This window comes from Microcella flavibacter, assembly GCF_012530535.1.
GTDB lineage: Bacteria > Actinomycetota > Actinomycetes > Actinomycetales > Microbacteriaceae > Microcella > Microcella flavibacter.
The window spans coordinates 2,567,016-2,581,836 of the sequence record NZ_CP051299.1 but is presented as its reverse complement, the minus strand read 5'-3'; the positions used below and the strand labels follow the sequence as shown (position 1 = coordinate 2,581,836).

Sequence of the window (14,821 nt, the reverse complement as noted above, 5' to 3'; positions counted from 1 at the left end):
TCCGCACGACGCGGCGGGGGGATGCTGCGCCCGCGCGCGACCGCGCTCAGGCCTGCGGAGCCTCCGCCGAGGCGCCCTCGCCCTCGAGCAGCGCGCCGATGCGCGTGATGAGCTCGCGCGAGCTGAACGGCTTGACGATGTACTCGTCGGCGCCGGCCGCGTAGGCGCGGTCGACGTCCTTCTGCTGCGAGCGCGCGGTGAGCATGAGCACCTTGATGTCGCGCTCGGGGTCGGCGTGGCGCACGAGCTCGCAGACGCGGATGCCGTCGAGCTTCGGCATCATCCAGTCGAGCACGATGAGATCGGGCCGCTCGGCGAGCGCGAGCTCGAGACCGAGCTCGCCGTCGGTGGCCGAGATGACGTCGTGCCCGGCGCCGCGCACGCGGTTCTCGAGCAGGAGCATCACATCGGGCTCGTCCTCCACGATCAGGATGCGTGCCATTGATTCCCCTCCAGCCTTCCCGGTCGTAGTCTCCTCCCAAGAGGTGGAGGGCGTTTCGCTTTTCATCCGCATGAGCGGAGGACATCGTGGGAACAGGGGGTCTCGCTACCGAGATCTGGTACTCCGGCCCCGTCGTCCGGCGTGTCGCGATCGTCAGCCTAATCCTCCTGACCGGTCTCGTCAGTTATGCGAGCGTCGCATTGCGTCCCGAGGGCGCCGTGATCGCGAGCTGGTGGCCGGCCGCCGGCGTCGCCGTGATCGCCGTGCTCGCTTCCCGAGGCTCGCGCATGGCGGCTACGGTCGGCATCTCCATCGTCGCGATGCTCGCCAATCTGCTGGTCGGCCGTGAGCTCGGTCTCACCGTCGGCTACGGCCTCGCCAACGCCGTCGAGGCCTACGTGGTCGCGCAGGTCGCCTCGCGCGGCGGGCCCGAGGCGCGGCTCGACGGCATCCGCGACGTCGGACGGCTGATGGTGGCGGTGATCGCCGGCGCCGCGAGCATGGCGGTCGTCGGCGCCGGCACGGCGGCGCTCGTCGTCGGTGCGGACCCGATCGCGACGTTCTTCTCCCTCGTCGCCTCCCACGGCAGCGCCCTGCTCGTCGTCACCCCGCTCGCGCTCGTCAGCCGTCGCCTTCGGCGCGGCACCCGACCGCTCGAGGTGGTGCTGCAGACGCTGAGCTTCATCGGCGTGATGCTGCTGGTGTTCTGGCCCGGCACCACGCTGCCGCTCGCCTTCCTGCCGCTCACGGCGCTGCTCTGGGCGGCGTTCCGGCTTCCGACGGTCGTCGTCGCGATCGAGCTCTTCCTCATGGCGGTGATGTCCATCCGCCTCACCAACATCGGCGGGGGCCCCTTCGCCGAGTACACCGCCCCAGACCCCGCGCTCGCCGTGCTCCTGCTGCAGACCTTCCTCGCCGTCTACGCGACCTCGGCGCTGTTCGTGTCGGCGGCGCGGAACGACTGGGGCGCGGCGGTCGTGCAGCTCAGCGCGCGCGAGGCGCTGCTGCGGCGCGGCATCGTCAGCTCCGAGACGGGCATCCTCATCGCCGAGGTGATCGACGGCGATCGTCTGCGCGTCGTCGGCGTCAACCCCACGGCGCTCGCGGCGCTCGGCCGGGACTCGATGCCGCCGACCTGGGCGGTGAGCGGCATCCGCATCAGCGAGAAGCACCCCGTGCTCGGACTGCCCGAGCTCGACGCCCTCATCGGCAAGGGGCGAAGCGGCCAGGTCGAGTTCGAGACGCAGGGCAGGCGCTTCGACGTCGACGTCGCCATCCACGAGGGCACGATCGGCGCGAGCGTCTTCACGGTCGTCTTCACCGACGTCACCCAGCGCGACGAGCGCGAGCGCCGCGCCCTCGACGCCGCCGAGCAGCTGCGCGACCTGAACCGGCAGAAGGACGACTTCATCTCCTCCGTCAGCCACGAGCTGCGCACGCCCGTCACGAGCATCCTCGGGTTCGCCGAGGATCTCGAGGATGCCCCGCTCGAGCCGCGCGAGCGGGTCGCCGCCGAGGTGATCGCCCGCAACGCGCGCCGCCTCGCCGACGTCATCGAGGACGTCCTCGAGCTCAGCAAGCTCAGCTCGGGGGCCGCGATCGCCCGCCCGGCCGCCGCGCTCGACCTGCGGCACGTGCTCGCCCTGTGCGTGCAGGACGCCGAGGGGCTCGCACCGACGCGTCGCCTCGAGATCCGGCTCGACGTGCCCGACACCCCCGTCGTCATCCGCACGGAGGCGCCCGCGCTCGCCCGCGTGCTGGCGAACCTGCTGTCGAACGCGGTGAAGTTCAGCGAGGACGGCGGACTCGTGGAGGTGTCGCTCGCGGCGCACGGGGACGGCTGGCGCGTGCGCATCGAGGACCACGGGATGGGCATCCCGCCGGATCAGCTCGCCCACGTCTGGGGCCGGTTCTCGCGGGTGCAGGACGACCGGCACCGCGACGTGCCGGGCACCGGGCTCGGCCTGCCGATCGTGCGCGAGCTCGTCGAGAAGCGGCTCGGCGGCGTCGTGCGCCTCGAGTCGGACGGCGTCTCGGGCACCACGGCCCTGCTCGACCTGCCCTCGGGCACGGCCGAGAACCCCGCACCGGCGGCGCCCGCCGCGCACCTCGCCGCCTCGGACTGAGGCCGCAGCACCGCGCGCGGGTGGCGGAGTGGCGGCGGGCCTCAGCCCTGCGGCACGGGGTGCGGTGCGGCGTAGTCGCCCTGCCAGGCGGCGAGCTGCCAGCCGAGCCAGGGGCTGTACGCGAAGGGCGTCGCGGCGACCGCGCCGCGCAGATCGGCCGGGTCGACCCACGCCCACTCGGCGACCTCGTCGGCGGCCGGCTGCGGCTCGCCCTCGGCGACGGCGGTGAAGACGGGGCAGATCTCGTTCTCGACGACGCCCGAGGCGTCGACCGCCCGGTAGCGGAAGTCGGGCAGCACCTCGGTGACCGCGCCGATGCGCAGCCCCAGCTCGCGCTCGGCGCGGCGCACGATCGCCTCCGCGAAATCCTCGCCGGGGGCGGGATGCCCGCAGAAGCTGTTCGTCCAGACGCCCGGCCAGGTCGCCTTCGACAGGGCCCGGCGCGTCACGAGCACGCGGCCGCGGGCGTCGAAGACGTGGCACGAGAAGGCCAGGTGCAGGGGCGTCTCGCGGGTGTGCACGGTCGCCTTGGGGGCCGTGCCGACGGGGGTGCCGTCGTCGGCGAGGAGGACGACGCTCTCGATGGTCTCAGTCATTGCTCGCGCTAGTCTCGGGGGGGTGGATCGACACGACCCGGTGAAGCTCGGCGCTGAGCGCGCGAGCCTGGTCGACGCTGTGCTGGAGCGCTTCTTCAGCCTATCCAAGAAGCGCGCCGCGCCCCTGGGCGACCACTACGTGCACCTCTGGGGCCTGCTCGAGCGCAACACCCAGGGCGGCAAGCGGTTCCGCCCCCGCATGGTCATGTCCGCCTACGCCGGCTTCGGGGGCGACGACATGGATGCCGCTGCCTACGTCGGCGCGAGCTTCGAGCTGCTGCACACCGCCCTGATCGTGCACGACGACGTGATCGATCGCGATTTCGTGCGGCGGGGCATCCCGAACATCTCGGGGGCCTACCGCGACCACGCCGTCGACCGCGGAGCGAGCGTCGAGATCGCCGAGCACCGCGGCGTCTCGGCCGCCGTCATCGCGGGCGACCTGGCCCTGTTCAACGCCTACCGCCTGATCGACCGCAGCGGCGTCGGCTCGCCCGTGCGCGAGCGCCTGCTCGACGTGCTCGACGAGGCGATGTTCGCGAGCGCCGCGGGCGAGCTCATCGACGTCGACTTCTCGATCGCACCGTGCCTGCCGCTCGTCGACGACATCATCACCATGGAGCGGCTCAAGACCGCGGTCTACTCGTTCGAGACGCCGCTGCAGGCCGGCGCCATCCTCGCCGGCGCGCCCGAGACCGCCGTCACGACGCTCGGCGAGTTCGGGCGCGAGATCGGCATCGCCTACCAGATCATCGACGACGTGCTCGGGGTCTTCGGCGAGGAGGAGGCGACCGGCAAGACGACGATCGGCGACCTGCGCGAGGGCAAGCGCACCGTCATGATCGCCTTCGCCTGCTCGACCCCGGCGTGTGCGCGGCTGCGCGACCTGATCGGCAAATCCGACCTCACGGGCGAGGAGGCGATGGAGGCCCGGCTGCTGCTGATCGAGTGCGGCGCGAAGGCCTTCGCCGAGGATCTGGCCCGGGGCTACGCGCACCGGGCCCTCGCGCGCCTGGCCGAGCCGTGCATCCCCGCCGCGCTGCGCGACGAGCTGCACCCCATCGCCGAGACCGTCCTGAAGAGAGTGCGATGAACCGCCTGGAGCTGTACGACCGCGTCGCCGACGAGGTCGCCGCCGTCGTGATCCACCGCTACTCCACCTCCTTCGGCCTCGCCTCGCGCCTGCTCGGCGCGGGCGTGCGCCAGCACGTTGAGAACATCTACGCCCTCGTGCGCGTCGCCGACGAGATCGTCGACGGCGGCGTCACCGATGCCGGGCTCGACCTCGCCGCCGCCGGCCGCTACCTCGACGAGTTCGAGGCCGACACGAACCAGGCGATGGAGAACGGCTACTCCACGAACATCGTCGTGCACGCCTTCGCCCGCACCGCGCGCGAGGTCGGCTTCGGCCGCGAGCTCACCGAGCCCTTCTTCCACTCGATGCGCATGGACCTCACCGACACCGAGCACGACCAGCAGAGCTTCGAGGAGTACGTCTACGGCTCGGCCGAGGTCGTCGGCCTCATGTGCCTCCGGGCCTTCGTGCAGGAACTCGACATGACCGACGCGCAGAATGAGCGCATGGTGCACGGCGCCCGCGCTCTCGGCGCCGCGTTCCAGAAGGTCAACTTCCTGCGCGATCTCTCGGCCGACTTCGAGTCGCTCGGGCGGAGCTACTTCCCCGGCGTGCGGGTCGACTCGTTCACCGAAGAGGAGAAGCACCGCTTGCTCGACGACATCGACGCCGATCTGCGCACCAGCGCCGCGGTCATCCCCGACCTGCCGGCCTCGAGCCGGCGCGCGGTCGCGCTCGCCCAGGGGCTCTTCGCCGAGCTGTCGGTGCGGCTGCGCCGCACCCCCGCCTCCGAGCTCGTGCGCGCGCGCGTGCGGGTGCCCGACGCGGTCAAGCTGCGCATCGCGGCCGGCGTGCTCGCCGGCCGCATCCCGAGCCCCCGCCCCGTCGCGGCGGTGACCGCGTGAGCCGCGCTCTCGTCATCGGCGGCGGCATCGCGGGCCTCGCGAGCGCCGCGCTGCTCGCCCGCGAGGGTCATCAGGTGACCCTCGTCGAGAAGCGCGACCAGCTCGGCGGGCGCGCCGGCTCGTGGGAGGCCGACGGGTTCCGCTTCGACACCGGGCCCAGCTGGTACCTCATGCCCGAGGTCTTCGACCACTTCTTCAAGCTCATGGGCACGAGCGCCGCCGAGCAGCTCGACCTCGTGCAGCTCGACCCCGGCTACCGCGTCATCACGCAGGGCTTCGAGGAGTGGACGGACATCGCCGCCTCGCGCGAGGAGAACGTGGCGCTGTTCGAATCGATCGAGAAGGGCGCGGGCCGCGAGCTCGAGCGCTACCTCGAGTCGGCGCTCGACACCTACGAGATGGCGAAGAAGCGGTTCCTCTACACGAGCTTCCAGTCGTTCGGCCCGCTGCTGACGAGCGACGTGCTGCGCCGCGCCCCCAAGCTCGTCGGCCTGCTGCTGCAGAACCTCGACGACTTCGTCGCCAAGCGCTTCACCGACCTGCGCCTGCGCCAGGTGCTCGGCTACCCGGCGGTGTTCCTCGGCTCCTCGCCCTTCGACACGCCCTCGATGTACCACCTCATGAGCCACCTCGACCTCGCCGACGGCGTGCTGTACCCGATGGGCGGGTTCACGACGCTCATCGACCGCATCCACCACGTCGCCGTCGAGCACGGCGTCGAGGTGCGCACCTCGGCGCCCGTCGCGCGCATCCTCGTCGACGAGGCCTCGGCCGAGGCCCGCGGCGTCGAGCTCGTCGGCGGCGAGACGATCGAGGCCGACATCGTCGTCTCGGCCGCCGACCTGCACCACACCGAGACCCGCCTGCTGCCCGAGCACCTGCAGACCTACCCCGAGAGCTACTGGCAGCCCCGCAACCCCGGCCCGAGCGCCCTGCTCATGTACCTGGGCGTCAAGGGCGAGCTGCCGAACCTCGAGCACCACACGCTGCTCTTCGCCGCCGACTGGCGCGAGAACTTCGAGGCCATCTTCGGCCCCGATGCGCGGATGCCCGAGCCGGCGTCGCTCTACATCTGCAAGCCGAGCGGCATCGATCCCTCGGTCGCCCCCGAGGGGCACGAGAACGTCTTCGTGCTCGTGCCGGCTCCGGCCGACCTCAAGTTCGGCCGCGGCGACGTCGGCGGCGACGGCGACACCCGGCTCGAGGCCTACGCCGACCGCATCATCGCGCAGATCGCGGAGTGGACGCGCACGCCCGACCTGGCCGAGCGCATCGTGCTGCGCCGCACCTACGGCCCCGGCGACTTCGCCGGCGACCTCAACGCCTGGCGCGGCAGCATGCTCGGCCCGGCGCACACGCTCAAGCAGAGCGCCTTCTTCCGCAGCGGCAACGTCTCGAAGAAGGTGCGCGGCCTCTACTACGCGGGCGCCTCGACCATCCCGGGCATCGGGCTGCCGATGTGCCTCATCAGCGCCGAGGTGCTCATCAAGCGCCTGCGCGGCGACACCTCGACGGGCCCGCTCCCCGAGCCCCTCGAGGCGAGCAGGCCGGCGGCGGCGCCCACGGCGTGATCGGCTTCAGCTACCTCATCGCCCTGCTCGTCTCGATCACGGGCATGGTGGTGCTCGATCGGCGGTTCGGGCTGTTCTTCTGGCGCGACGCGCGCCGGGCATCCATCGTGCTGCCCCTGGGCGTCGCCTTCTTCCTCGTCTGGGACGTGCTCGGCATCGCGCTCGGCATCTTCTTCCGGGGGCAGACGGAGTTCATGACCGGCGTGCTCGTCGGCACGGAGCTGCCGCTCGAGGAGGTCTTCTTCCTGACGCTGCTCTGCTACAACACGATGAACGCCTACGGGGCGGCCGTGCTGCTGCTCGAGCGGCGGCGGGCCCGACGCACCTCGATGGGAACAGGGGCGGCGGCGTGACGTACACCCTGCTCAACCTCGTGTTCCTCGCCGCGGTGGCGCTCGTCGCGCTCGCCGCGGTGCTCGCGCGGCGCTCGCCGGAGTGGCGGGCCGTCGGGGCGGCGGCCGTGCTGCTGCTGACCCTCACGGCGATCTTCGACAACGTCATCATCGGCACGGGCCTCGTCGACTACGACGACGCGCTCATCAGCGGGGTGCGCATCGGGCTCGCCCCCATCGAGGACTTCGCCTACACGGTCGCCGCCCTCGTGCTGCTGCCGGCGGTGTGGGAGCTGCTGCCGCGCCGCCGCACGCGCGATGATGGTTCCCCGTGAGCACCTTCTCCCAGCTCGTCCTGAGCTCGCGGCCCCTCAGCTGGATCAACACGGCCTTCCCCTTCGCCGCGGCGTACCTGCTCACCACCGGTCGCATCGACGCCACCCTCGTCATCGGCACGATCTTCTTCCTCGTGCCGTACAACCTCGCGATGTACGGCATCAACGACGTCTTCGACTACGAGAGCGACCTGCGCAACCCGCGCAAGGGCGGCGTGGAGGGGGCGCTGCTCGACCCGCGCATCCACCGCACGACGCTGTGGGCCGCGGCGATCAGCTGCGCGCCGTTCCTCGTCTACTTGAGCGTCGTCGGCGACCCGCTGTCGTGGCTCGTGCTCGCGATCAGCATGTTCGCCGTCGTCGCCTACTCGGCGAAGGGGCTGCGCTTCAAAGAGAAGCCCTTCCTCGACTCGCTCACCTCGAGCACGCACTTCGTGAGCCCCGCCGTCTACGCGCTCGTGCTCGCCGACGCGGCGTTCACGCCGGCGCTCTGGCTCATCCTCGTCTCGTTCTTCCTCTGGGGCGTCGCGAGCCACGCCTTCGGGGCGGTGCAGGACATCGTGGCGGACCGCGAGGGCGGCATCTCGTCGATCGCGACCGTCATCGGCGGCCGCGCGACCGTGCGCCTCGCCGTCGTCGCCTACGTGATCGCCGGGCTGCTGCTGCTCGGCACCGACTGGCCGGGGCCGATCGCGGCGCTCGCCGCCCTGCCCTACGCGATCAGCACGGCGCAGTGGTGGACCGTGCGCGACGAGGACGCCGAGAGCGCGAACCGGGGCTGGAAGCGGTTCCTCTGGTTCAACTTCCTCGCCGGCGCGCTCGTCACGATGCTGATGATCGCCTGGACGCTGCTGCGCTGAGACGGCCCCCGATCACGGCCCGCCGTCGCGCCCGCCGTAAGCTGGGCATCCCCCTCACGGCCGCGGGCGCCCGTGCCGCGGTCGCCCCTACGCTGTGAGGCGATCAGGGAGGCACCCCCATGCACACTTGGCCCGGAACCCCGTACCCGCTGGGTGCGACCTTCGACGGCAACGGCACCAACTTCGCCATCTTCAGCGAGGCGGCCGAGCGCGTCGACCTCTGCCTCATCGACATCGGTGCGGACGGCGAGCGCGTCGAGACCTGCGTCGAGCTCATCGAGGTCGACGCCTTCGTCTGGCACGCGTACCTGCCCACCGTGCAGCCCGGGCAGCTCTACGGCTTCCGCGTGCACGGCGTCAACGACCCCGCCACCGGTCGCCGCGCCAACCCCGCGAAGCTGCTGCTCGACCCCTACGCGAAGGCCGTCCACGGGCAGATCGACTGGGACGAGTCGCTGTTCCCGTATCACTTCGACGACCCCGAGAAGCAGAACGACCTCGACTCCGGCAAGCACGCCATGCTCGGCGTCGTGATCAACCCCTTCTTCGACTGGGCCGGCGACCGCCTGCCGCGCGTGCCGTACAGCCAGTCGGTCATCTACGAGGCGCACGTCAAGGGCCTCACCATGACCCACCCCGACATCCCCGAGGAGATCCGCGGCACCTACGCGGCCATCGGGCATCCCGCGATCGTCGACCACCTCAAGCGCATCGGCGTCACCGCCATCGAGCTCATGCCCGTGCACCAGTTCGTGCAGGACAAGCACCTCGTCGACCAGGGCCTCACCAACTACTGGGGCTACAACACCATCGGGTTCCTCGCCCCGCACAACTCGTACTCCTCCGCCGGCGACCGCGGTCAGCAGGTGCAGGAGTTCAAGAACATGGTGAAGTCGCTGCACGTCGCCGGCATCGAGGTCATCCTCGACGTGGTCTACAACCACACCGCCGAGGGCAACCACATGGGCCCGATCATCTCGTTCAAGGGCCTCGACAACGCCGCCTACTACCGGCTGATGGATGACGAGCCGCAGTACTACCGCGACTACACCGGCACGGGCAACAGCCTCAACGTGCGCCACCCGCACTCGCTGCAGCTGATCATGGACTCGCTGCGGTACTGGGTCACCGAGATGCACGTCGACGGGTTCCGCTTCGACCTCGCCGCGACGCTCGCGCGCGAGTTCTACGACGTCGACCGCCTGTCGACCTTCTTCGACCTCGTGCAGCAGGATCCGATCGTCTCGCAGGTGAAGCTCATCGCCGAGCCCTGGGACATCGGCCCCGGCGGCTACCAGGTCGGCAACTTCCCGCCCCTGTGGACGGAGTGGAACGGCAAGTACCGCGACACCGTGCGCGACTTCTGGCGCGGCGAGGAGGGCACGCTCGGCGAGTTCGCCGCCCGCATCACCGGCTCGGCCGACCTCTACGAGGCCGACGGCCGCCGCCCGGTCGCGAGCATCAACTTCGTCACCGCGCACGACGGCTTCACCATGCGCGACCTCGTCTCGTACAACGAGAAGCACAACGAGGCGAACGGCGAGGGCAACAACGACGGCGAGAGCCACAACCGCTCGTACAACATGGGCGTCGAGGGGCCGACCGACGACCCCATCGTGCTCGCGCTGCGGGCGCGCCAGGTGCGCAACTTCCTCGCGACGCTGCTGCTCAGCCAGGGCGTGCCCATGCTCGCCCACGGCGACGAGCTCGGCCGCACCCAGAAGGGCAACAACAACGTCTACGCCCACGACGACGCGCTCTCGTGGGTCGACTGGGAGCACGCCGACCAGTCGCTCATCGAGTTCGTCGGCTCGCTCGTGCGGCTGCGCCGCGAGCACCCGACCTTCCGCCGCACCCGCTACTTCGACGGCCGCCCCGCGCGCCGCAGCGAGGGCGAGCCCCTGCCCGACGCCGTCTGGCTGCGCCCCGACGGCACCGCGATGGACGACACCGACTGGGAGTCGGGCTTCGGCCGCACCGTCGGCGTCTTCCTCAACGGCCACGGCATCCGGGGGCGGGATGACCGCGGCGAGCCGATCGTCGACCGCCACTTCCTCGTCTACTACTCGGCCCACACCGAGCCGATCGAGGCGACGCTGCCGCCCGCCGAGTACGGCGCGCGCTGGGAGCGGCTCGTCGACACGAGCGGTCTCGGTGACGCGGCCGCCGTGCTGGAGGCCGGGGCATCCATGCAGCTCGAGGGCATCAGCCTCGTCGTGCTGCGCGAGCACCAGGTCGCCGAGCACACGGTGGACGACGCCGTGTCGCTGTCGATCTCGTCGCCGCCCGTCTCGACCGAGACCTCCTCGATCTCGGTGGTGACGCCCTCGTGAGCCCCACCGAGCTGCCCCGCTCCACGTACCGCCTGCAGGTGAGCGCCGACTTCACGCTCGAGCAGACGGCGGCGCTCGCCGACTACGTGCGCCTGCTCGGCGCCGACTGGCTGTACCTCTCGCCGCTGCTGCAGGCGACGCGCGACTCGACGCACGGCTACGACGTCACCGACCACGGCCGCGTCGACGAGCAGCGCGGCGGGGCCGAGGGCCTCGAGCGCGCGGCTGCCGCGGCGCGCGAGCACGGCATGGGGGTGCTCGTCGACACGGTACCGAACCACATGGGCGTCGCGGATCCGCGCCAGAACGGCTGGTGGTGGCAGCTGCTGCGCGACGGCCGCGAGGGCCGGATGGCCGAGGCCTTCGACGTCGACTGGGCCTTCGGGCAGGGTCGGCTGCGCATCCCGGTGCTGGGGGAGGAGCTGGAGCAGGTCGTCGCCGACGGGCAGGTCGTGCTCGGCGAGGACAGCGTGAGCGTCTACGGCACCGAGTACCCGCTCACCGCGGGCTCTGCCGATGACGTCGCCGACCGCGCCGCCGCCACGCACGACGAGCTGCTGGCCGTGCTCGGCCGCCAGCACTACGAGCTCGTGCACTGGACGCGCGCCGACGCCGACCTCAACTACCGCCGCTTCTTCGCCGTCAACACCCTCGCCGCCGTGCGCGTCGAGGTGCCGTGGGTGTTCGAGGAATCGCACGCCGAGATCGTGCGCTGGGTGCGCGAGGGGCTCGTGCAGGGCATCCGTGTCGACCACCCCGACGGCCTGCTCGACCCGGGCGGCTACCTCGACGACCTCGCCGCCGCCACCGGGCACGCCCCGGTGTGGGTCGAGAAGATCCTCGAGGGCGACGAGCAGCTGCCGGCCTTCTGGCAGGCCGCCGGCACCACCGGCTACGACGCCCTCGCCACCATCGACCGCGTGCTCGTCGACCCCGCCGGCCGGGGCGCGCTCGACGCGCTCGACGCCGCGCTGCGCGCCGAGGGCACGGATGCTCCCGCCGAGACCCTCGACTGGCACGCGCTCATCCGCCGCACCAAGCGGCGCATCGCCGACACCATCCTGCGCAGCGAGGTGCTGCGGCTCGAGCGCGAGCTGCCGCACCCCGTTCCCGACGCCGCCGACGCTCTCGCCGAGCTGCTCGCCTGCTTCCCGGTGTACCGCTCGTACCTGCCCGTGGGGGCCGAGCAGCTGGAGGCCTCGCTGACCGCCGCTCGGGCATCCCGCCCCGATCTGTCGGCCGCCTTCGACGCGCTCGCGCCCCTGCTCGGCGACGCCGCGCAGCCGGTGGCGCAGCGGTTCCAGCAGACGAGCGGCATGGTCATGGCGAAGGGCGTGGAGGACACGGCCTTCTACCGGGTCTCGCGCCTCGCCTCGCTCACCGAGGTGGGCGCCGACCCGGCCGAGTTCGCGGTCGACGTCGACGAGTTCCACCGTCGCCAGCTCGTGCGCCAGGGCGCCTACCCGGCCTCGCTCACGGCGCTGTCGACGCACGACACGAAGCGCGGGGAGGACACCCGGGCGCGCATCCACGTGCTCGCCGAGATCCCCCAGGCCTGGCAGACCCTGCTGGGCGAGCTGCGCGCCGCCGTGCCCCTCGGCGACGGCCCGTTCGAGAACCTGCTGTGGGAGTCGCTCGTCGGCGCCTGGCCGATCTCGGCCGACCGCGCCCACGCCTACGCCGAGAAGGCCTCGCGCGAGGCCGGCACCGCCACCACCTGGACGGCGCCCGACGAGGAGTTCGAGGCCCGCATGCACGCGGCGATCGACGCCGTGCTCGAGGAGGGCGGTGCGCTGCGCGCCCTCGTGGACGAGTTCGTCGGCGCCGTCGCCCCCGCGGGATGGTCGAACGGCCTCGCGGCGAAGCTGCTGCAGATCGCGACCCCCGGCGTGCCCGACGTGTACCAGGGCAGCGAGCTGTGGGAGACGAGCCTCGTCGACCCCGACAACCGCCGCCCCGTCGACTACGACGAGCGGCGCGCGCTGCTCACCCGCATCGACGGCGAGGCGCCCTCGGCGACCCCCGACTGGATGCCCGCCATCGACGACACCGCCGCGGCGAAGCTGCTCGTCACGAGCCGCGCCCTGCGCGTGCGCCGCGACCGGCCCGAGCTGTTCACCCGCTACGCCCCCCTGCCGGCACTCGGATCGGCCGCCGCCCACGCGATCGTGTTCGACCGCGGCGGCGCCGTCGCGGTCGCGACCCGCCTGCCGGTGGGTCTCGAGGCGGCCGGCGGCTGGGGCGACACCGTGATCGTGCTGCCGCAGCGCCCGGTGCTCGACGCCTTCACCGGGCGCCGCTACGACGGAGGCGAGCTGCGGCTGGCGGAGGTGCTCGACACCTACCCCGTCGCGCTGCTCGTCGAGGAGGAGACCGCATGACGTTCGAGACCACGACCGAGCCGACCGAGCCGAGCAACGAGCGCACCGCGCGCGACGCCCGCGTCTGGGCGCCGCGCGCCGGCGAGCTCGCGCTGCACCGCGTGCGATCCGAGGTCGTCGACCGCGTGCCGATGACCCGCGGCGACGACGACTGGTGGGTCGCCGAGGGGACGCTCGAGCCGGGCGACCGCTACGGGTTCCTCATCGATGGGGACGAGCATCCCCGCCCCGACCCCCGCTCGCGCCGCCAGCCCGAGGGCGTGCACGGGCTCAGCGCGCTCGATGAGCCCGCCGCCTTCGCCTGGCTCGACGAGGGGTGGCAGGGCCGGCAGCTCGCCGGCGCCGTCATCTACGAGATGCACATCGGCACCTACTCGCCCGAGGGCACCTTCGACGGCGCGATCGCCCGCCTCGACCACCTGGTCGAGCTCGGCGTCGACATGGTCGAGGTGCTGCCGGTCAACGGGTTCAACGGCACGCACAACTGGGGCTACGACGGCGTGCTGTGGTTCACCGTGCACGAGCAGTACGGCGGGCCCGAGGGCTACCGCCGCTTCGTCGACGCCTGCCACACGCGCGGCCTCGCGGTCGTGCAGGACGTCGTCTACAACCACCTCGGCCCCAGCGGCAACTACCTGCCGCTGTACGGCCCGTACCTGCGCGAAGGGACGGCGAACACCTGGGGCGACTCGGTGAACGTCGCCCACCCCGAGGTGCGGCGCTACGTGCTCGACAACCTCGCGATGTGGTTCGAGGACTTCCACGTCGACGGCCTGCGCCTCGACGCCGTGCACGCGCTCGTCGACGAGAGCCCCGTGCACATCCTGCAGTCGATGGCGGAGGAGACCGATGCCCGCTCGGCGCACCTCGGCCGGCCGCTGACGCTCATCGCCGAGAGCGACCTCAACGACCCGACGCTCATCCTGCCCCGCGAGGCGGGCGGCTACGGCCTCACCGCGCAGTGGAGCGACGACCACCACCACGCGATGCACGCGGCCGTCTCGGGCGAGTCGGCGGGCTATTACGCCGATTTCGCGACGCGGGATGCCCTGCGCACGACCACGACCGGCGGGTTCTTCCACGCCGGCACGTACTCCTCGTTCCGCGAGCGCGAGCACGGCAAGCCCATCCCGGCCGAGGTGCCGACCTGGAGGCTGGTGACGTTCGCGCAGGACCACGACCAGATCGGCAACCGCGCCGCGGGCGACCGGCTCTCGCAGGGCCTCACCGCCGACCGGCTCGCCGTCACCGCGGTGCTCAACCTCACCACCCCGTTCACGCCCATGCTCTTCATGGGCGAGGAGTGGGGCGCGACGACGCCCTGGCAGTTCTTCACGTCGCACCCCGAGCCCGAGCTCGGCAGGGCGACGGCGGAGGGCCGGCTCGCCGAGTTCGTGAAGATGGGCTGGGACGAGTCGGTCGTGCCCGACCCGCAGGCGCTCTCGACGTTCGAGAACTCGCGCCTCGACTGGAGCGAGCTCGAGGGCGACGAGCACGCGCGCCTGTTCCGCCTGCACCGGGCCCTCATCAAGCTGCGGCGCGAGTCGCCCGAGCTCACCGACGCCCGCTTCGCCCACACCGCGGCGACGACGACCGGTCCGTCAGCGGATGCTCCGCCGACGGCGTTCGAGATGCGCCGGGGCGCCGGGCTCACCGACCACGCCGCGGGTCTCGTCGCCGTCTGCGTCGCCTTCGACGAGCCGGCCGAGTTCGACTGGAAGCGCGAGGCGGGCGAGCGCCTGCTGCTGGCGACCTCGTCGAAGATCATGCTCGCCGCGGACGACGCGGTCGGCGTGAGCCGGCTCGTGCTGCCCGCCTGGTCGGCCGCGGTGGTGCGGCTGCGCTGAGCCCCGATGCCGTCGGCG

General features: G+C 72.0%; 12 protein-coding genes. 10 read left to right on the top strand and 2 right to left on the bottom strand.

Annotated features, from left to right (window positions below; all coding sequences use genetic code 11):
* Positions 1-46: 46 nt before the first annotated feature.
* Complete coding sequence (locus tag HGB54_RS12300; RefSeq protein WP_168916668.1) at positions 47-442, bottom strand: response regulator transcription factor; 396 nt, start codon at positions 440-442, stop codon at positions 47-49.
* Between the two features lie 86 nt (positions 443-528).
* On the opposite strand from HGB54_RS12300, the gene HGB54_RS12295 reads away from it, so the two are divergent.
* Positions 529-2,568 carry a sensor histidine kinase gene (locus tag HGB54_RS12295; RefSeq protein WP_168916667.1) on the top strand — a complete coding sequence of 680 codons (2,040 nt, stop codon included), beginning with the start codon at positions 529-531 and terminating at the stop codon, positions 2,566-2,568.
* Between the two features lie 41 nt (positions 2,569-2,609).
* Here the strand turns inward: HGB54_RS12295 and idi are convergent, their stop codons facing one another.
* A complete protein-coding gene (gene idi / locus HGB54_RS12290; RefSeq protein ID WP_168916666.1) occupies positions 2,610-3,164 on the bottom strand; it encodes an isopentenyl-diphosphate Delta-isomerase in 555 nt (184 codons plus the stop codon).
* Between the two features lie 22 nt (positions 3,165-3,186).
* Between idi and HGB54_RS12285 the strand changes: the two genes are divergently transcribed.
* The 9 genes from HGB54_RS12285 (at position 3,187) to treZ (ending at position 14,803) form a co-directional block, all read left to right on the top strand.
* Positions 3,187-4,257: a polyprenyl synthetase family protein gene (locus tag HGB54_RS12285; RefSeq protein ID WP_228545843.1), complete on the top strand. Its 1,071-nt coding sequence runs from the start codon at positions 3,187-3,189 to the stop codon at positions 4,255-4,257.
* Positions 4,254-5,144 (top strand): phytoene/squalene synthase family protein, encoded by an 891-nt coding sequence (locus tag HGB54_RS12280; RefSeq protein WP_168916664.1) that lies wholly within the window; start codon positions 4,254-4,256, stop codon positions 5,142-5,144. Before HGB54_RS12285 ends, HGB54_RS12280 begins: the two co-directional genes overlap by 4 nt.
* Positions 5,141-6,715, top strand: coding sequence for a phytoene desaturase family protein (gene crtI, locus HGB54_RS12275; RefSeq protein ID WP_168916663.1), 1,575 nt, complete (start codon positions 5,141-5,143; stop codon positions 6,713-6,715). Before HGB54_RS12280 ends, crtI begins: the two co-directional genes overlap by 4 nt.
* Complete coding sequence (locus HGB54_RS12270) at positions 6,712-7,068, top strand: lycopene cyclase domain-containing protein (protein WP_407663492.1); 357 nt, start codon at positions 6,712-6,714, stop codon at positions 7,066-7,068. The genes crtI and HGB54_RS12270 overlap by 4 nt, the downstream gene beginning before the upstream one ends.
* Positions 7,065-7,382, top strand: coding sequence for a lycopene cyclase domain-containing protein (locus HGB54_RS12265; RefSeq protein WP_168916662.1), 318 nt, complete (start codon positions 7,065-7,067; stop codon positions 7,380-7,382). The genes HGB54_RS12270 and HGB54_RS12265 overlap by 4 nt, the downstream gene beginning before the upstream one ends.
* Positions 7,379-8,242 (top strand): prenyltransferase, encoded by an 864-nt coding sequence (locus tag HGB54_RS12260; RefSeq protein WP_168916661.1) that lies wholly within the window; start codon positions 7,379-7,381, stop codon positions 8,240-8,242. Before HGB54_RS12265 ends, HGB54_RS12260 begins: the two co-directional genes overlap by 4 nt.
* Positions 8,243-8,361: 119 nt before the next feature.
* Complete coding sequence (glgX, locus tag HGB54_RS12255; protein WP_168916660.1) at positions 8,362-10,575, top strand: glycogen debranching protein GlgX; 2,214 nt, start codon at positions 8,362-8,364, stop codon at positions 10,573-10,575.
* On the top strand, positions 10,572-12,956 hold the full coding sequence (treY, locus tag HGB54_RS12250; protein WP_228545842.1) for a malto-oligosyltrehalose synthase: 2,385 nt from the start codon (positions 10,572-10,574) through the stop codon (positions 12,954-12,956). Before glgX ends, treY begins: the two co-directional genes overlap by 4 nt.
* Positions 12,953-14,803: a malto-oligosyltrehalose trehalohydrolase gene (gene treZ, locus HGB54_RS12245; protein ID WP_168916659.1), complete on the top strand. Its 1,851-nt coding sequence runs from the start codon at positions 12,953-12,955 to the stop codon at positions 14,801-14,803. Before treY ends, treZ begins: the two co-directional genes overlap by 4 nt.
* Positions 14,804-14,821 lie beyond the last annotated feature (18 nt).

Bases quoted from the DNA above. Each gene is read 5' to 3' on its own strand.
- HGB54_RS12300 (WP_168916668.1), bottom strand. From the start codon at position 442: ATGGCACGCATCCTGATCGTGGAGGACGAGCCCGATGTGATGCTCCTG.
- idi (WP_168916666.1), bottom strand. From the start codon at position 3,164: ATGACTGAGACCATCGAGAGCGTCGTCCTCCTCGCCGACGACGGCACC.
- HGB54_RS12280 (WP_168916664.1), top strand. From the start codon at position 4,254: ATGAACCGCCTGGAGCTGTACGACCGCGTCGCCGACGAGGTCGCCGCC.
- glgX (WP_168916660.1), top strand. From the start codon at position 8,362: ATGCACACTTGGCCCGGAACCCCGTACCCGCTGGGTGCGACCTTCGAC.
- treZ (WP_168916659.1), top strand. From the start codon at position 12,953: ATGACGTTCGAGACCACGACCGAGCCGACCGAGCCGAGCAACGAGCGC.